This window comes from Agromyces cucurbitae (assembly GCF_058349945.1).
The window spans coordinates 388,426-405,882 of sequence record NZ_JBYRES010000003.1 but is presented as its reverse complement, the minus strand read 5'-3'; the positions used below and the strand labels follow the sequence as shown (position 1 = coordinate 405,882).

Annotated in this window: 12 protein-coding genes and 1 pseudogene; 5 read left to right on the top strand and 8 right to left on the bottom strand. The window is 65.3% G+C overall.

All coding sequences use genetic code 11. From position 1 onward, the window contains the following. Position 1: 1 nt before the first annotated feature. From AC3RJ6_RS13115 to AC3RJ6_RS13100, 4 genes are all read left to right on the top strand, one after another. Entirely contained in the window at positions 2–496 is a 495-nt protein-coding gene (locus AC3RJ6_RS13115; protein WP_491427512.1) for an Lrp/AsnC family transcriptional regulator, read from the top strand. A gap of 108 nt (positions 497–604) precedes the next feature. Next, on the top strand, positions 605–1,729 hold the full coding sequence (gene pdhA / locus AC3RJ6_RS13110) for a pyruvate dehydrogenase (acetyl-transferring) E1 component subunit alpha (RefSeq protein ID WP_491427511.1): 1,125 nt from the start codon (positions 605–607) through the stop codon (positions 1,727–1,729). After that, entirely contained in the window at positions 1,726–2,745 is a 1,020-nt protein-coding gene (locus tag AC3RJ6_RS13105) for an alpha-ketoacid dehydrogenase subunit beta (RefSeq protein ID WP_491427510.1), read from the top strand. Before pdhA ends, AC3RJ6_RS13105 begins: the two co-directional genes overlap by 4 nt. Further along, a complete protein-coding gene (locus AC3RJ6_RS13100; protein WP_491427509.1) occupies positions 2,742–4,262 on the top strand; it encodes a dihydrolipoamide acetyltransferase family protein in 1,521 nt (506 codons plus the stop codon). Before AC3RJ6_RS13105 ends, AC3RJ6_RS13100 begins: the two co-directional genes overlap by 4 nt. Positions 4,263–4,329: 67 nt before the next feature. Here AC3RJ6_RS13100 and AC3RJ6_RS13095 read toward each other — a convergent pair whose 3' ends face one another. Both AC3RJ6_RS13095 and AC3RJ6_RS13090 read right to left on the bottom strand, forming a co-directional pair. Continuing rightward, positions 4,330–4,833, bottom strand: coding sequence for a hypothetical protein (locus tag AC3RJ6_RS13095; RefSeq protein WP_491427508.1), 504 nt, complete (start codon positions 4,831–4,833; stop codon positions 4,330–4,332). A 115-nt stretch (positions 4,834–4,948) separates the two neighbouring features. Continuing rightward, positions 4,949–5,425 (bottom strand): annotated as a pseudogene (locus AC3RJ6_RS13090) (glutathione peroxidase); the annotation flags it as partial. Positions 5,426–5,558: 133 nt separating this feature from the next. On the opposite strand from AC3RJ6_RS13090, the gene AC3RJ6_RS13085 reads away from it, so the two are divergent. Then, entirely contained in the window at positions 5,559–6,335 is a 777-nt protein-coding gene (locus AC3RJ6_RS13085) for a metal-dependent hydrolase (RefSeq protein ID WP_491427803.1), read from the top strand. Positions 6,336–6,387: 52 nt separating this feature from the next. Here the strand turns inward: AC3RJ6_RS13085 and AC3RJ6_RS13080 are convergent, their stop codons facing one another. The 6 genes from AC3RJ6_RS13080 to AC3RJ6_RS13055 form a co-directional block, all read right to left on the bottom strand. Further along, complete coding sequence (locus AC3RJ6_RS13080; protein WP_491427507.1) at positions 6,388–6,669, bottom strand: hypothetical protein; 282 nt, start codon at positions 6,667–6,669, stop codon at positions 6,388–6,390. Between the two features lie 707 nt (positions 6,670–7,376). After that, positions 7,377–9,020, bottom strand: coding sequence for a UvrD-helicase domain-containing protein (locus tag AC3RJ6_RS13075; RefSeq protein WP_491427506.1), 1,644 nt, complete (start codon positions 9,018–9,020; stop codon positions 7,377–7,379). Next, entirely contained in the window at positions 8,999–10,993 is a 1,995-nt protein-coding gene (locus AC3RJ6_RS13070) for an ATP-dependent nuclease (protein ID WP_491427505.1), read from the bottom strand. Before AC3RJ6_RS13070 ends, AC3RJ6_RS13075 begins: the two co-directional genes overlap by 22 nt. Positions 10,994–11,071: 78 nt before the next feature. Continuing rightward, positions 11,072–14,197: a type I restriction endonuclease subunit R gene (locus tag AC3RJ6_RS13065; RefSeq protein WP_491427504.1), complete on the bottom strand. Its 3,126-nt coding sequence runs from the start codon at positions 14,195–14,197 to the stop codon at positions 11,072–11,074. Next, the gene (locus tag AC3RJ6_RS13060; protein ID WP_491427503.1) at positions 14,194–15,444 is read right to left on the bottom strand and encodes a restriction endonuclease subunit S; all 1,251 of its coding nucleotides are present in this window, start codon (positions 15,442–15,444) and stop codon (positions 14,194–14,196) included. Before AC3RJ6_RS13060 ends, AC3RJ6_RS13065 begins: the two co-directional genes overlap by 4 nt. Before the next feature lie 59 nt (positions 15,445–15,503). Then, on the bottom strand, positions 15,504–17,453 hold the full coding sequence (locus AC3RJ6_RS13055) for a type I restriction-modification system subunit M (protein ID WP_491427502.1): 1,950 nt from the start codon (positions 17,451–17,453) through the stop codon (positions 15,504–15,506). Positions 17,454–17,457 lie beyond the last annotated feature (4 nt).

Sequence of the window (17,457 nt, the reverse complement as noted above, 5' to 3'; positions counted from 1 at the left end):
GATGACCCCGCAGGCACCACACCGCAACGAGGCGCTCGACAGCATCGACCGCCGCATCGTGGCCGAACTCAGCCGCGACGGTCGGCTCTCGGTGCGCACCCTCGCCGACCGGGTGCACATCTCGCGCACCGCGGCCCACAACCGCCTGCAGCAGCTGCAGCAGCGGGGGGTCATCACGGGGTTCGGGGCGCAGATCGACCGCCGCTCGATCGGCCTGCACATCTCGGCGCTCGTCGTCGTGCGCATCGGCGAGGTGTCGTGGGAGGAGATCGCCGCCAAGCTCGCGACCCTGCCGTTCGTCGAGAAGGTGCAGGCCGTCTCCGGCGACATCGACATCATCCTCACGGTGAGCGCTCCCGACCACGAGCAGTTGAGCCAGGCGATCCTGCGCGACATCCACGACATGCCCGGCGTCGTGTCCACTCGCAGCCACCTCATCCTCGAGGAGATCGACGGTCAGCCGCCCGCGCAGACCCTGGACATCTGGCGCAGCTGACCGCGCCGACGGTGGACGATCGGCACGGATTCCGGTGCCCGCGAGCCGTTCGTTCCCGGATGGATGACACGCCCGCCGCGCCGGGCGAGCATGTCGCACGATGGGCTCATGAGCCTCAATGTCGAGCATCTCCCGACGCGCACCCTTCCCGCCGAGAAGCCCCTCCGCCTGCTCGACAACGCCGGGCACGCGGTCACCGGCCAGTCGACCGGCGGCTTCTCGCTTCCCGACGCCGAGACCCTCCTCGACCTCTACCGCAAGATGGTCGTGGCCCGACGCTTCGACGTCCAGGTGACGGCGCTCACCAAGCAGGGGCGCCTCGCCACCTACCCGTCGGCGTACGGCCAGGAGGCCTGCGAGATCGGCGCCGTCGCCGCGCTCGACGCGGTCGACTGGCTGTTCCCGACCTACCGCGACAGCATCGCCCTCCTCACGCGCGGCATCGCTCCCGGCGAGATCCTCCAGTCGTTCCGCGGCGACTGGCACAACGGGTACGACCAGCACGCCCACCGCACGGCGGCGCAGGCCACGCCGCTCGCGACGCAGGCGCTGCACGCCGTCGGGCTCGCGCACGCGGCGCGCCTGCGTCATGACCCGATCGTCGCCATGACCTATCTCGGCGACGGCGCCACGAGCGAGGGCGACGCCCATGAGGCCTTCAACTTCGCCGCCGTGTGGCAGGCGCCGACGGTCTTCATCGTGCAGAACAACCAGTTCGCGATCAGCACGCCGCTCAGCCGGCAGACGCACGCGGCGACGCTCGCCGACAAGGCCGTCGGCTACGGCATGCCCGGGTTCCACGTCGACGGCAACGACGTCGCCGCCATGTACGCCGTCACCCGCGCGGCCGTCGAGCGTGCACGAGCCGGCGGCGGTCCGACGCTCATCGAGGGCGTCACCTACCGCATCGAGTCCCACACGAACTCCGACGATCCCACCCGCTATCGGTCGGCGCGCGACGTCGAGCACTGGAAGCGGCGCGACCCGATCGAGCGCCTCGAGAAGTACCTCGTCTCCGAGGGCGCGCTCACCGAGACCGTGCGCGCCGACATCGCCGACGCCGCCGAGGAGCTCGCCGCCGCGACCCGCGAGGTCATGACGGTCGAGGCCGACCTCGACCCGCTCGAACTGTTCGACCATGTCTACTCGCGGCCGCGGACCGCCCTCGCCGAGCAGCGCGCCTTCCTCGCCGCCGAGCTCGCCGCGGCACACGCCCAGGAGGCCGGCCGATGACCGCCACGAGCACCGAGACACCTCGCACCGCGGCATCCCACACCGAGCTGACGATGGCGGGCGCGCTCAACGCCGCCCTCCGCGATGCGATGGCCGCCGACGATCGCGTCATCGTCTACGGCGAGGACGTCGGTCCGCTCGGCGGCGTCTTCCGCGTGACCGACGGTCTCCAGGCCGAGTTCGGCGACGAGCGCATCTGGGACTCGCCGCTCGCCGAGTCGGGGATCATCGGCACCGCGGTCGGCATGGCGATGTACGGCATGCGCCCCGTGGTCGAGATGCAGTTCGACGCGTTCAGCTACCCGGCGTTCGAGCAGATGGTGTCGCACGTCGCGAAGATGCGCAACCGCACCAAGGGGCGCATCACCCTGCCGATGGTCGTGCGCATCCCGTGCGCAGGCGCGATCGGCGGCGTCGAGCACCACTCCGACTCCTCCGAGTCGTACTGGGCCTCGACGCCCGGCCTCACGGTCATCATGCCGTCGAACCCCGCCGACGCGTACTCGATGCTGCGCGAGGCGATCGCGAGCGACGATCCCGTCGTCTTCATGGAGCCGAAGAGCCGGTACTGGGCGAAGGCGCCGCTCGCGCTGCCCGTCACGACGGCGCCGCTCGATCGCGCGGTCGTCGTGCGCGAGGGCACCGACGTGACCCTGCTCGCCTACGGGCCGACCGTGCGCACGGCGCTCGAGGCAGCCGAGGCGGCGGTCGACGAGGGGCTCTCGATCGAGGTCGTCGACCTGCGCAGCCTCTCGCCCTTCGACGACGAGACGGTCGGCGCGTCCGTGCGCAAGACCTCGCGCGCCGCCGTCATCCACGAGGCCGCGCAGTTCGGCGGCTACGGCGCCGAGGTCGCCGCGCGCGTCACCGAGCGCAACTTCCACCACCTCGCGGCGCCGATCCTGCGCATCACGGGCTTCGACATCCCGTACCCGTCGCCGAAGCTCGAGGAGCACCACCTGCCGACGGCCGGCCGCGTGCTCGCCGCGCTCGACACCTGGGAGTGGGACGCATGACCCGCGAGTTCATCCTGCCCGACCTCGGCGAGGGCCTGACCGAGGCCGAGATCGTCGCCTGGCTCGTCGCCCCCGGCGACGAGGTCGCAATCGACCAGCCCGTCGTCGAGCTCGAGTCGGCGAAGTCGGTCGTGCAGCTGCCGACCCCGTTCGCGGGCGTCGTCGAGTCGCTCGGGGGCGAGGTCGGCGAGACCCTGCACGCGGGCGCGGTGCTGCTGACGCTCGCCGCGGCGGCACCGGTCGGGGATGCCTCGGCCACGGCGCCGGCCGCGGGCGGCGAGGCCGCGGGCCCCGACGCCGCATCCGGCGGTGCACGACCGGTCCCCGCCGAACCGGGCATCGCCGCGCCGACGGAGGTCGCGACCGAGGAGTCCGGCGCGGTGCTCATCGGCTACGGCACCCGCCCGAGCAGTGCCACGAAGCGCGCGGCCTCGGCGCCGGCCCGGTTCGGACGCCGAGGAGCCGTCTCTGCCACCGCCGGCACGGCCGTTGCTCGCGCATCGGACGTCGTCGGCGCCGGGAATGCGCCCCAGGCCGGGGCGACCATGCTGCTCGACCCGACGCGTCGCTCGCCCGTGGTCTCGCCCATCGTGCGTCGGCTCGCCAGGCAGCACGGCTTCGACGCGAGCCGACTCGCGGGCACCGGTCCCGACCACCTCGTGATGCGCCGCGACGTCGAGGCCTTCATCGGCGAGCAGGCCTCGCTGCGTGCCGCGACTGCGACGAGCGTCCCCGAGGCGACCTCGCTCGCCGGCGATTCGGGCCCCGCGGCATCCGCGGCCACGACCGGTCTCGCCGATGAAGGCCTCGCCGTCGCCGGCGCCTCCGGCGACGAACGGCTGCCGCTGGACAGCGTCGCCCGCGCGGCGGCTGCGCACTTCTCGCGATCGCGCCGGGAGATCCCCGAGGCCACGGTGTGGATGGACGTCGACGCGACCGCACTCGCCGATGCCCGGCGGCGACTGCACGAGGCGACCGGCGAGCGCTTCGGCACGACCGCCCTGATCGCGCGTTTCGTGGTAGCCGGGCTCCGCCTCCATCCGCGGCTCAACTCGAGCTTCGACGCCGAGCGCGGCGAGCTCGTGCTGCATGGCGCGATCAACCTCGGCCTCGCGGCACAGACCCCGCGAGGACTCATGGTCCCCGTCGTGCACGGCGCGGAGCGGATGACGCTGCGTCAGCTGCGCGACGCCGTCGTCACGCAGACGGAGGCCGCGTCGACCGGGGTGTTCGCTCCGAACGCCCTCTCGGGCGGGACGTTCACCCTCAACAACTACGGCACGCTCGGCGTCGACGGCTCGGCGGCGATCATCAACCACCCCGAGGCGGCGATGCTCGGCGTCGGGCGGCTCGTGGAGCGGCCCTGGGTCGTCGACGGCGAGCTCGCGGTGCGAACCGTCACCGAGCTCACGCTCTCATTCGACCATCGCGTGTGCGACGGCGCGGAGGCGGCCGCATTCCTGACGTTCGTCGCCCGCTGCATCGAACAGCCGATCTCGCTGCTCGCCGAGCTCTGAGTGCGGAAGCGCCCGCCCGGTGGAGACCGGGCGGGCCTTCGGATCGCTCAGGGGCGCTCGGGATCGCTCAGAAGAACTCGTCGGGCGTTCCCGCGGCGCGCTCGACGTCGCGCGTGTCGACGCCGGCGGCACGGAGCTTGGCGACCGACACCCGGAGCCCCGACTCCATCTGGGCCGCCCACGCGTCGGACTCGCGGGCGCTCGTCTCCGCAGCGCGGGCGCGGGCGTCCGCCGACTCGGCGGCGTCACGCGCATCGCGCACCTGGCGGAGCGCGAGCGAGATGCCGTAGTAGGCGGCGACCATCGTCGCGATCGGCGCGGCGACGATCGCGAGGGCGCTGATGGCCCCGGCCGACGGACCGAAGGCGACGACGAGTGCGAACGAGATGAAGAGCACGACGACGGCGACGAGCACGACGAGCATGAAGCGCAGGTCGCGCCCCCACGGCCGCGCGTCGTTCACGGGAGCGGGCGGAGTCACGACGGCGTCGACGGCTGGATCGGGCGCCGGTGCGAAGTCGGGAACCGTCGGCTGGTCGTCCTGGCTCGGACGGGCGTACACGTCAGACATTCGGGCTCCGCTCCTACGTTCAGATCGACCCCCCAATTGTGGGCCGCCCCCGTCGGAGGGTCAAGGAACCGCGCCGCGTGCGCTCGGATGCCTCAGGCCGCGCGGCGCGCTCTTCGAGGCCCCGTTCGATCGTCTCGATGATCGCCGGGTCGTCAGGCTCCGTCGTCGGCCGGAAGCGGTGCACCTCGCCGTCCGGCAGGATCACGAACTTCTCGAAGTTCCACTTCACACGGCCCGCCTTGCCGCGCGCGTCGGGCACTTTCGTCAGCTCTTCGTAGAGGGCGTGCCGGTGGCGGCCGTTGACCTTCACCTTCTCCATGAGCGGAAAGCTCACGCCGTAGGTCATGGAGCAGAACTCCTTGATGTCGGCGGCGCCGCCGGGCTCCTGGCCGGCGAACTGGTTGCACGGGAAGCCGATGACGGTGAAGCCCCGGTCGCCGTATTCGCGCTGCAGTGCCTCGAGCTTCTCGTACTGCGGGGTCAGCCCGCAGCGCGACGCGACGTTCACCACCATGACGACCTCGTCGGCGTGGTCGGCGAGCGAGGCGGGATCGCCGTCGATGGTCGTGAGGGGGATGTCTCTGATCTCCACCCCTCGAGCCTACGCGGCCGCACGGCTCGTGTGGGCAGGTGCCGCTACGATCGCAACGCCCTACCGGAAGGACCCGCCCGATGCACCGCTCCCCCACGACCTTCGACGCCGCTCTCGAGGGCCGTCGCACGTGATGGGTGTCAACCACGCGGTCAGCGGCGCGGCCGCCTGGATCGCGATGACCGGCGCGGTCCCGTACCTCACGACCGGTGCGCTCCCGCTCGACCCTGTGGCCGTCGTCGCCGGCTCGGTCGTGTGCGCCGGAGCGGCGCTCCTGCCCGACGCCGACCACCACAGCGCGACCATCGCCCAGTCGGTGCCGGTGCTCGGTCGACTCGGCGCCCGCACGATCGAGGCGGTCTCCGGCGGCCACCGGCACGGCGCCCATTCGCTGCTCGGCGCCATCGTCGCCACCGCAGCCGCCTGGGCGCTCACCTTCGCGACCGTCGACGTCGCCGCCGTCGGACCGGTCGCGGTCGGCGTCGGCGCGGGCATCGCCGCGCTCACGTGCTTCGCGGTCAAGGCGCGGGACTTCGTGCGCTCGTGGTTCGTCGCGTGGGTCACGGGCCTCGCACTCGCGCTCGCGCTCGTCGTCGTGGTGCCCGACGGGCTCGCGTGGTTCCCGCTCGCCGTCGCGGTCGGCTTCATCGCGCACCTCGTGGGTGACGCGCTCACGACCGGCGGGCTGCCGGGCCTGCTCTGGCCGTGGATGCCGCGACCGCCGTCGATCGTTCGCGCCGTGCCCTTCGTGAACCGCATCTGGCTGCCGAACGGCTTCGTCGCGCTCCCGCTGCTCGGCGACACCGGCTCATGGCGGGAGAAGACGTTCGGCGGGGTGCTGACGCTCTACAGCACGGCCGCCGTCGCGGCCGAGATGCTGCTCGCGATCGGTGTCGACCTCGGGCCATGAGCGCGTGGGCCTCCGGAGCCGCCGACGCCCGCTCCGCTCACGCTCCCGGCACCTACCAGACGGTGCCGCCGCCCGCGGAGATGCCGGCCCAGGTGAGGGCGATGAAGATTGCGGCGAACACCACGGGAGCGATGCCGGTACCGCTTCGCGCGAGACCCTTCAGAAGTGCGATCACGGCGAGGACCGCTGCGATGATCGAGAGCCCTCCGCCCACGATCAGTCCGATGAACAGCGGAATGGGCATCAGCACCAGACCAGCCAGGGCGACCCAGAATGCGGCCCAGGCGGTCGGGTTCGAACGGCGTTCAGTCGAGTCTGCCATGCGGTCGATCATTGCAGACTTCGACGATGCGCACGGCGACCGCGGCGCCGATCCCGGCGCTCGCCCTGGTGACGGGCACGCATGCCCCGCGCCAGTGCGCGTGCTCGTGCCCTGTAGGCCGCGACGACACTTCTCCGAGTCGCACTTCTTCGCGCCGGTGCAACGAGAAAAACCCCTGACAAATCTCGCGATTCATCAGGGGTTCTTGGTGGATCTGAGGGGACTCGAACCCCTGACCCCCTGACAGTGCTGCGCGTCGGCGTGAGCGCACCTGTTTGGTTGTGGATGCCAGCAATTGTAAGGGCAGGACGGGTGTTCTCGCGAGACGGAATACTCGTTGGTTGGGGTCAATCGCTGGTCCCTGTGGTTGAAAACAGCCCCAAGATGGCCCCAATCGAGTTGAGTGTTCAAGCTGGCCATAAGTCCCGACGCACGTTTCGGAACCAGGGTCACATTCACCAGCCGGACAGGCGGCAGAATCACTCGGCTCGTCCGACAAAGGGACACTCCCAATTTGGATCACTGATCGCGGCCGCGGCTCCTATCCAGGAGGGGCTCCTCCTGACCTGGCCAGATGCTCTGGCCATTCTTGGACGATCGCAGCAGGAATTCGCCTCGATTGGAGGCGCGATCCGAGATCCGGGCGAATACATTCGCACCACCGACTTCTTCATTTCGAGTGCTGCGCCCTTACTCGCCTGACGAATGCCAAGCGGTGTCTAATCGATGTCGGTCATGGCGGTAACCCCAAGAAGCGCTCGGGCCCCCGCGAGCTCGTCGCTTCCGAACGCGCCAAGGCAGAGTACGGCGAGGCCGCTCCTCGCGCGCGAGAAGCACACATACAAGAGCTTCCGAGACCGTTCGAGTCGCTGTGCGTTCGACGCATCATTGAGGAATACCTGGGCGAACTTGTACTGATTCCAAAGCGTGTCATCGACGATGACCAGTACGTTCTCGAATTCGGCGCCCTTCACCCCGTGCTTCGTCGAGAACGGAGTGTGTTCGTTCGCGTAATCGACAAAGCTCTTTACCTCGCTCCAAGGCACCGCGAGTACAGCATCGTAGAAGGGTCGCTTCTTCGACTGCGCCTCGCTGTCCTCCGCAGGGTCGGACGCCATAACCTCTTGAAGGCTCATCAAGCGTCTCGGTCGTGGAATAAGTTCGCTCGAAGTGATCACGTCGATGACGCTGCCAATCGTGCCCGATTCTGAGGCTGCAATCAGGGAGCTCATCTCCTCGGCGACCGTGAGCTTGTCCGCCGGCGACGAGATCACAAAGCCGGACTTTCCAAGCAGCCCAAGGAAGTCTCCATACTTCTTGGCCTCATAGCTACCGATCAGCGCATCAACGTACGTAAACAGCTCGCCGAACTCGTCTTCGCGTTCCATCAGCCGTTCAGTGCCAAAGCTCCTCTTGCTGTAAGCCTCGAGTAGCGCCTTGAACCCGACCTCTCGAGCAATCCCACGGTGAGTGAGCATAAGGATCTTCGTATTCTCGACAGCCCACCCGGCGTCAGCGAGTTTCGCCAATGCTTGTTCGTGTGAACGGCCAGATTCGCCGCTCGAGATCATCAGGTGGACATCGCCTTGCAGGTTGTGCCCGGCGGGGACTTGCTGCAGATCCGTTCTCAGCCGGTTTAGAACATCTATCACCGCGATAGAGCACCGATAGTTCTCCGTCTTCGTAATCAGTCGAAGCTCGTGCTGGCCCGCAACGTCACTGATCTTGGAATCATAGATCTGCTGCATCGAGTCTCCGAAGAATCCGACGACAGGCCGCTGGTCGTTCTTGACGAAGTGATTGAGTAGTAGATCGACGACGTCCTGAGATGTGTCTTGGTATTCATCCACGAAGATGAATGGGAAGCGATTTGCGGCGATTCGCGCGATCTTTGGGTACTTCTCGAACAGGGCTCTTGCGACGACGATGACATCGTCGTGGAACAGCTCGCCGCGATCAAAGTGCCGACCGAACTTGCCGTAACTAATTCTCAAGGAGTCAATGGATTCCGCGAGGTCCAAGACGGGCTTCTTAGCTTGCGAGTTGATCTCAAGCACCTCGCGCCGAAGTTCGCGCTGAAACCCGGAAACGACTTGCCAGAGAAACTCGTGGATCGTGCCGACTAGGACAAGCGGATCGCCGTTCAGCCTTGTCGTAATCTCGTCCTTGGCGACGTTCGTGTACGTGATGCAGACGACCTGCTTGCCCGAACGTTCAAGCAGAGACTTGTCTGTGTCGAGAATCGAGCGCACGGTGTCGATCAGAGCGCGGGTTTTTCCAGACCCTGCGCCCGCCTCGACGACGAAAGAATCTCGTTGCTTGATGCAGCCTCGTATCGCCTCTAGGGTGTCCGGTTGAGCCACTCGAGCCCCTCTTGTATGTACTTGGGGACAGCCCAGTTGTCCATCTGAAGGATGTCGAAAGCGAAATCTGTCTTCTTGGTGATCTTGCGAGATATTTCCCACGAGTTGAGGACTACATCTACAGCCGTCATCGGCGATCCGTCATCGTTCTCGAACGCAGTTTTCGTTGCCATGAGATCCTCGGCCGCCAGCGCGCCGCTGTTGGCCAGAATAAAGGCTTCCTCGAAGCTACGGCCAACGCGATCGCCAGCCGCCTCAGGAATCTGGTAGGCGACCGAAACACGGCCCGCAGTCTTTTCCTCGGCGGTAGCCGCAAGGAGGCCACCGATGCTGTCCTCGGCTGGCAACCACTTGGTGAGGGTTTGGTTGCTGCTTACTAGCCCCACCTCGACCGGCGCTGCACGTCGTTTCTCTGCCGGATTGATGGAGTCGATGTCGGTGATGATGAGGGTTTGGACGTTCAGGAACTCAATGATGGCTCGGAAGAGATGGGCGTACGCTCCGCCCACCTCAATGACTGAGACGTACTGGTGGGCGAGGTCGGCCGCAACTTTCTGAATCATTGCGGGGAGAAGGAGCCGTTCGACTGTACCCTCGATCAATACCAACTTATCGGCGAAGAACATGTCGCACCGATCTAGCACCATGTACTGGCGGAGGAACTGAAGCGCCAACTTTCCGTCGTCACTCTCACTCTGTCCCGCCTGGAAGTCGGAAAGGTCCCTGACGACCATCGGAACGACAGAATTGTCAAAGTACCGGATGCTCCCAAACCCACTCTCGGCGACCATGTGGGACGAGTGAGTGGTCACGATCGTTTGCGCGTTCCACTCCTTCTTGCTCGACACGAAGTCCCGAATGCTCCTCACAAAGACGTACTGCATTTGCGGGTGGAGGTGGGCCTCTGGCTCTTCAACGAAGATAAGTTGGATCGGCGGCTCGGGAATGCTTCGCTTTAGGTCTTCGTAGAAGCCGATGAACTGGAGAATCGTAAAGATCAGCTTCGAGTAGCCGAGCCCGTTGTGTGCCTCAGGTAGTAATTTGGATTGCCCCGCATCGCTGTAATAGAGGTGTGCGCTTCCGGTTAGGACGCGAACGCCTTCTAGCTCGGAAACGACCGACAGCTCCGGCAGCCCTGGCATCCGACCCACGCCGAATATCTTGAGGTCCCTGTAGATCGAATCAAACAGATCCTTGTACTGAAGATCAAGTTCCTTGCCCGCCCCCTCGAGCAGCTCTGCAATTTTCTCCGCGATCGTGTTGTCGGTCTGATTGGAGCGAAAGAAGCTCTCGAAGCCTCTTGAAAGGCCATGGCCGACGTCTGAGGACAGGTCGTCAATCTGATTCTGTGCGTATATGAACTTTACAGAGAGCAAGCGGCTGAGCTCTGCATCCGAAATCGGCCTGCGATTTGATGCGTCTTCGGCATCAATGGCTTCGACCGATGAGCGAGTGTGTGCCGCAAAGTTCTTCCTCAGGAACCGGAACAACTCAAGCGGCTTCCTGGCGTTCGCCTCCCGATACTCCTTGAACATCAGGATGGGGTCCTTCACGACGGTACGAAATACGATCGTGGCGTCAGCTCGATCCGGGTCGAGGTCCAGGATGAACGGCGAGAGTGCCGTGATGTCGTCCGCCGCAGAGTAGTTGATTGTGAGCGTCAGCTCGATGGCGGGAAGATCTCGGGCCGATGTCTCGTATAAGGTGATGGCTTCCTCATCACCGGATTCCTTCGCAGCTATGTAGGCGTCGTAGGCGGCAAGGGCAGCTTCGAACTTGGAGTGCGAACGCAGCGATAGATCGTCGAACGTGAAGGGAGATACGTCTGTCCGTACGAGCTTGCGAAAGATCTCGACAACCGAGGTCTTCCCGCTGTTGTTGCGGCCCACGATCATCGTGGTCGCGTCATCGAGGGCAATGTGGGCGTCCTCGAGGAGCCGGAAGTTGGATACGTGGACCTTAACGGCTTTCATTCGTCTCCTGGGTGACGGTCTGGCAGGACGCTACCCACGCGACCCGCGTGCCGGTTGACTCCGGTCGTTACTGGGGACTCAAGCATGTCCTTGCCCCTTCAAATACTCGTACAACATCGCCGGCAACGCCTTGCTCAGCTCGGCATACAGCCCGGCGTCGCTGAACACATCGTCCACGATCTGCGACGTCTCATCTCTCGTCCCGAGCATCGCCTTGTTGAACGCCTTCACGAGCGCCGGCGACTCGGCGAACTGCTCAGGAGTGTTCGCCTCAGCCTGCTCGACGAGTTCCGTGTCGATTGCGAGTCGCCCGAGCACCCCACCGATCGTGATGTCGACGGCGCCGGGCGCGTATTTGTCACCGAAGCGCTCGTTGAGTTTCGCGATGATCGCCTCGAGCGCCGATCGGTGCTTCTCGTGCACAGCACCCGAGCCGATCGCCGAGATCGGGTCGAGACCCGGCCCCTGGCCGAGCTTGAGCTGCACCGACTCCCCCGCGCTGATCTGCACGCCCACCAGCGTCACCTTCGAGATGTCGACCGGGTCGTCGTAGGTCGCCGTCGACAGCTGCGGCAGGATGCGCCGGAAGAAGTAGTGCCGACGCGGCAGGTCGGTGTCCTCGAGGTTACGTGCCTGCGAGATGAAGTCGTAGAACTTCACGAACGCACCGACATCGCTCTTGAAGAGCTGCAGCTCTTCCTGCTCAACGGTGTCACCGTCGAGCACCGCGTTCACCCACCGATGCTGGAACCGCGAGGCCGCGGGGGCGGTCGCCGCCGAGACCTTCGAGTTCGCATTCGTCCCGCCCATCAGCGCGGCATCGAACGCTTGCTCGACCTCCTGCATCGTGTAGATGCCCGAGGCATCCAGCTTCGTGACAAGGTCGTAGATGAGGTTCGGGTCCGTCGTCGCCGTGAGCTGAGCGCCCCGGAAGTACGGCAGGAACGCGTCCAGCACGTCGCCCGGCTCGTTGACGAAGTCGAGCACGAACGTCTTGTCCTTGCCCGGGTACGTGCGGTTGAGCCGCGACAGCGTCTGCACCGCCTGCACCCCGCCGAGCCTCTTGTCGACGTACATCGCGACCAGGCGCGGTTGGTCGAATCCGGTCTGGAACTTCTCGGCAACGATCATCACGTTGTATGTCGACGGCTTGAACGCCTCCGCGAGATCCGACGTGTGCAGCCCTGGGTTCTGCGTCTTCTCGGTCAGCCCTTCACCGACATCCTCGGGGTCGTCGACCGTGCCCGAGAACGCGACGAGTGCCCGCACCCCCTGCACCTGCGACGACGCGAGGTACTGGTCGAGGTACTTCTTCCACCGCACTGCTTCTTTGCGCGACCCGGTGACGACCATGGCCTTCGCCTTGCCGTCGAGCTCCGACTGCACGTAGGTGCGGAAGTGGTCGACGACGATCTTCGCCTTCTGGCTGATGTTCGTCGGGTGCAGCCGCACGTACTGCACGAGCGCCTTGACCGCGGTCGACTCGTCGACCTCGTCGAGGCTGTCGTAATCGGCACCGGGATGCTGCAGCTGCCACGCGACCTTATAGGGGGTGTAGTTCGCGAGCACGTCGAGGATGAATCCCTCCTCGATCGCCTGCTGCATCGAGTACAGATCGAACGGCTCCGGCGTCGGCTCGGTGCCGTCGAGCGGTATGGATGCCTCGGCCGGCACTCGCCCGAAGAGCTCGAGTGTCTTCTGCTTGGGAGTGGCCGTGAACGCGAAATAGGAGATGTTCGGCGCCTTCGCCGTGACCTCCATCGCCCACGCCAGGTATGCCTCTGAATCGATCGGCGCGCCCTCGGCGATCGCCGCCTGCTCGGCAGGCGAGAGCACCTTCGTCAGCGCGCCCGCGGTCGACCCCGTCTGAGAGGAGTGCGCTTCATCCGCAATCACTGCGAACCTGCGCCCTTCCAGCTCGGGCAGTGTCTGGATCGCGGTGATGAGCGCCTCAAATGACTGGATCGTCACGATCACGATGTGCTTGCCACCCGTGAGCGCCTCGGCGAGCTGCTTCGACTTCGACTCACCACCGTCGCGCGTGATCGACTGCACGACGCCGGCCTGTTTCTCGAACTGCGCGATCGCGTCCTGCAATTGCTTGTCGAGCACCGTGCGATCCGTCACCACCACGACTGTGTCGAACACCCGCTCGTTCGCGTCATCGTGCAGTTGCGAGAGCCGATGCGCGAGCCACGAGATCGAGTTCGTCTTGCCCGACCCCGCCGAATGCTGCACCAAGTACCGATGGCCCGGGCCCTCGGCGCGGGCGGCCTCAACAAGCCGAGTTACGGCACGCCACTGGTGGTATCGCGGAAAAAGCACCTTCTCGGTCTTCGTCTTCTTCCCCGTGTCGGGGTCGACGTCGACCTCGACCTGCAGGTGCACGAACGACCCCAGCAGCGCCAGCCACGTGTCGCGCTGGAGGATCTCCTCCCAGAAGTACGACGATGCCGACCCGTCCGGGTTCACCGGATTGCCTGCACCCTGATCGTCGCCGCGGTTGAACGGCAAGAACCGTGTGTTCGCACCCGCGAGCTTCGACGTCATCCGCACCTCGGAATTCGACACCACGAAATGCACCAACGACCGCTTCGCGAACGCGAACAACGGCTCCCCCGCGGGCGACCGATCGAACCGGTACTGCTCGACCGCGTTCTCGATCGGTTGCGTGAAGTCGGTCTTTAGCTCCACCGTCGCCACCGGGATGCCGTTCACGAACAGCACCAGATCCAGCGCCTTGCTCGGATGCTTCGCCGAATAATGCACCTGCCGCATCACCCTCAGCCGCATCTTCGCGTACGCGTCCAGCGTCGCCGGGTTATTGGTCGTCGCAGGCCGGAACTGCGCCAACTTGAACTTCACCGCCCCACCCACCGACGGCACCATCGAGAAGCCCTCATGCAGAATGCGAATCGTCCCGCCGTTCTTCAACGGGTCGTTGTCGAGCGCCTTCGCCAGCCGGTCCAAGATGCCGCGAGCTGCCGCCGCGCGCTGCGCCTCGGTATCCCCCGGCCGCACGACCTTCGCGAACGCCTCCGGCTGCGTCTCCTCGAGCCACCCGAGCACATCGTCAGGCAATAGTGCGAGCTCACGGTCATAGCCGGCATCCGTCGCCGAGGACAACCAGCCGTTCGTGGCAAGGTGCTCCGCGATCTCGTTCTCGAGGACGAACTCGAGATGCACGCCAGCCGGACCCGTCATGCCGCCACCCCCACGTCGATCTTGCCGGTCACCGCGGCCGAGATGAGGGCGGCGCGACGTTCCCGCGCGAGTTCAATCCCACGTTCTGCGACTCTGATCGATTGATTCGCGTCGGCGGTGAGTCGCTCGAGTTCAGAGCTGATCGCGTGCTGCTCAGAGGCTGGAGGAAGGGCCACCCACATCTGCCCAAGATGCGAGGGTCCAAAGTGTTGGATTGTTGAGCCCGTCCTTAGAGATTGCACCTGCAACAGGAACTCCTCTGAGACGAAGAACCACTTGGCGAATTCGCGTGTCATCACGCCTGGAGCAATGCGAATTATCCCCGTGTATGGAACGGCACCAACGACATCATCGGTGGCAACTTCAGAGATGGTTCCCATGCTGGCGCTCGCGCTGATAAGCAGATCACCTTTCTCGACCTGGAAATGCGACCAACGGCCTCGCACCTTGTCGGGATCGAGATAATTGCAGCCGTCCAGCGTCGCGATCGAACGACTGACCGACGAAATCCGAAGTAATGGGACGCCGCCATCGGTGAAGTCACTGGCCAGGATGCCGGGGCCCTCCTGGTAACCGACAGCTCGCTTGAGCGGCATCAGCGCCCAGTCCGCTGGCATCGCCCCGAGCGCCAGTCTCGAACTTTGGACGGTCGTCCGATCAGTCCCGAATCCGAATGAGACCGCAAGCGAAATCTGCGACGCCCGCCGCTCGGTAAGGAGGGCGATGAGTTCCTCGTTCTTCGCAATGAACGCATCGATCTGCGCCGTCTCCCGATCCAGAAAGTCCGCAATCGCCCGCTGCTCTACCAGCGGTGGAATGCAGATCCGGTACTGACGGAACGCCTGCACGTCGAGAGACGGCACAGTCCCGGGGTTCGCAAGAAGTTCAAAGTCCAAAGCGCTCAGGCTGTGGGCGAGAAATCTTGGATCCGTATCCGAACTCGGCACGACCGCCATCATGTTGTTGTCGATCGTTGATAACCGGTCGGTTCGGCGAATTCGGCCGAGAAGCAAGGCTGCGCCAATCTTTGCCAGCACGATTGACCCCGGCGGCAGCAATGGGGCCCGGAGGCGATGAGCAGTTGACATCGAGATCGTGTCCCATGCCCCGCGAATGACGCCGTCAGAGTCCGCTTGTGCGAGCGCATTCACCTTGTAGAAGGCGACCTCCTCGTCTCCGATCCCCTGCTCATCGACGGGAAAGCCAGCACCACCGACCATTCGAGCCATCCGGCCGAGTCCGCTCACGCGCCAGTGCTCAGGGAATTGACCGACTTCGTCGGCGCCAGACTCGCCCACGGAACGACTCACCGTTCGACCTCCACGAGCATCGCCCGGAGCTGGTCCATGACGGCTTCGAGATCGCGGTCGATCTCTTCGAGTGGGCGCGGCGGAACGTAATGGTAGAAGTTGCGGGTGAAGGGGATCTCCGCGCCTTCCTTCGTCTTGGTGTGGTCGATCCAGGCGTCCGGCGCATACGGGAGGACTTCGCGGGCGACGTAGGCGTCGACGCCCTCGTCCCAGGGCACGTTTTCAGTATCGCGGAGGGAGGCATCCGGTTCTGGGTTGCCCTTGAGGTCGGTGCAGGCGTCGGCTGAGTCGTCCTGCTCGCCGAGCGCAAGGGTGAGGGTCTTGAGCAGTGGTGCCGGCAGGACGAGACCTTCAGCTCTTACGGCATCCTTTAACGCCTTCTGGAAGGCGGGGCGATCCGTCCAGGTCTGCTCATCACCGAGGGAATCGAGGGCGGCACGGAGCGCCGAGGCATCCTGCTCGCTAAGTTTTTGGACGGGCTTGGTCTCGAAGACGGCGTCGATACGCTCAGGGGTGACCTGCCAGTTGAGCTTGAGCGGGCGCTCGACGGTGATGGTGCGGTAGAGGAAGTCTTCGTTGCGGAAGATCTTGGAGTGCGCGCTCACCTCGAAGCCGGCGTAGAGGCCGACGATGTCCTCGATGTTCTCCGGCGAGAGTTCGTTCCGCTTGGAGCCGAGGCCCTTGCGGAGCTTGACGAACATCTCGCGGCCGTCGATGAGCTGCACGCGACCCTTGCGATCATCAGTCTTGCGGTTGCTGAGCACCCAGATGTAGGTCGAGATGCCGGTGTTGTAGAACATGTCCTTCGGCAGGCCGATGATCGCCTCGATGAGGTCGTTGTCGAGCAGCCACTTGCGGATGTTCGACTCGCCGCCGCCCGCGCCGCCGGAGAACAACGGCGACCCGTTCAGCACGATCGCCACCCGCGAGCCGCCGTCTTCGGGCTTGCGCATCTTCGAGACCAGGTGCAGCAGGAACAGCATCGCACCGTCACTGACGGTCGGGGTGCCCGGACCGAAGCGTCCGTTGAAGCCGAGCTTCGTGTGCTCGTCCTCGACGTCCTTGCGCTGGTCTTTCCAGTCGACGCCGAACGGCGGGTTCGAAAGTCCGTAGTCGAACTTTTTGTCGTCGAAGTGGTCTTCGGTGAGGGTGTCGCCGAGTCGGATGTTGTCGACGTCCTGGCCTTTGATGACCATGTCGGCCTTGCAGATCGCGTACGAACCGTCGTTGATGTCCTGCCCGTACAGGCTGAGCTGGATGCTCGGGTTCACCGAGTGCAGGTACTCGTCGGCGACCGAGAGCATTCCGCCGGTGCCGGCGGTCGGGTCGTAGATCGAGCGGACGGTGCCGGCCTTGGTCAGGGCGTCGTCATCGAGCGCGAACAGCAGTTGCACCATGAGCGCGATCACTTCACGCGGTGTGTAATGGTCACCCGCGGTTTCGTTCGACTTCTCGTTCGCCCACCGGATGAGCTCTTCGAACACAAGCCCCATCTGGATGTTGCTCACGACGCTCGGGTGGAAGTTCGCCTGAGCGAACTTCTCGGTCACCGCGAACAGCTTGTTCTTCTCGGCGAGCTTGTTGACCGTCTCATCGAACTTGAAGCGGTCGAAGATGTCGCGCACGTTCTCGGAGAAGCCCGCGAGATACGACGCGAGGTTCGCCCGAAGGTCGGCCGGGTCAGCGGTGAGCTTCGCCATCGTGAACGGGCTCGTGTTGTAGAACTCGTGACCCGATGCCTCACGGAGCTGCAGGTCGCGGACCTTCTCGGGAAGCGTGGCCGCCTGACCCGCGGCCGTCTCGAGCACCTGCGCCTTCGTGCTCGCAAGCACCGCGTCAAGGCGGCGCAACACCGTGAACGGCAGCACCACCGACCCGTACTCGGAGGGCTTGAACGGGCCGCGAAGGGACTCGGCGATGTTCCAGATGAAGGAGACGTGGTTCACCACA

Excerpts from the sequence above, each read along its gene's own strand:
- pdhA (WP_491427511.1), top strand. The coding sequence starts at position 605 with ATGAGCCTCAATGTCGAGCATCTCCCGACGCGCACCCTTCCCGCCGAG.
- AC3RJ6_RS13105 (WP_491427510.1), top strand. The coding sequence starts at position 1,726 with ATGACCGCCACGAGCACCGAGACACCTCGCACCGCGGCATCCCACACC.
- AC3RJ6_RS13070 (WP_491427505.1), bottom strand. The coding sequence starts at position 10,993 with ATGAAAGCCGTTAAGGTCCACGTATCCAACTTCCGGCTCCTCGAGGAC.
- AC3RJ6_RS13095 (WP_491427508.1), bottom strand. The coding sequence starts at position 4,833 with ATGTCTGACGTGTACGCCCGTCCGAGCCAGGACGACCAGCCGACGGTT.
- AC3RJ6_RS13080 (WP_491427507.1), bottom strand. The coding sequence starts at position 6,669 with ATGATCGACCGCATGGCAGACTCGACTGAACGCCGTTCGAACCCGACC.
- AC3RJ6_RS13085 (WP_491427803.1), top strand. The coding sequence starts at position 5,559 with ATGGGTGTCAACCACGCGGTCAGCGGCGCGGCCGCCTGGATCGCGATG.
- AC3RJ6_RS13100 (WP_491427509.1), top strand. The coding sequence starts at position 2,742 with ATGACCCGCGAGTTCATCCTGCCCGACCTCGGCGAGGGCCTGACCGAG.
- AC3RJ6_RS13115 (WP_491427512.1), top strand. The coding sequence starts at position 2 with ATGACCCCGCAGGCACCACACCGCAACGAGGCGCTCGACAGCATCGAC.
- AC3RJ6_RS13065 (WP_491427504.1), bottom strand. The coding sequence starts at position 14,197 with ATGACGGGTCCGGCTGGCGTGCATCTCGAGTTCGTCCTCGAGAACGAG.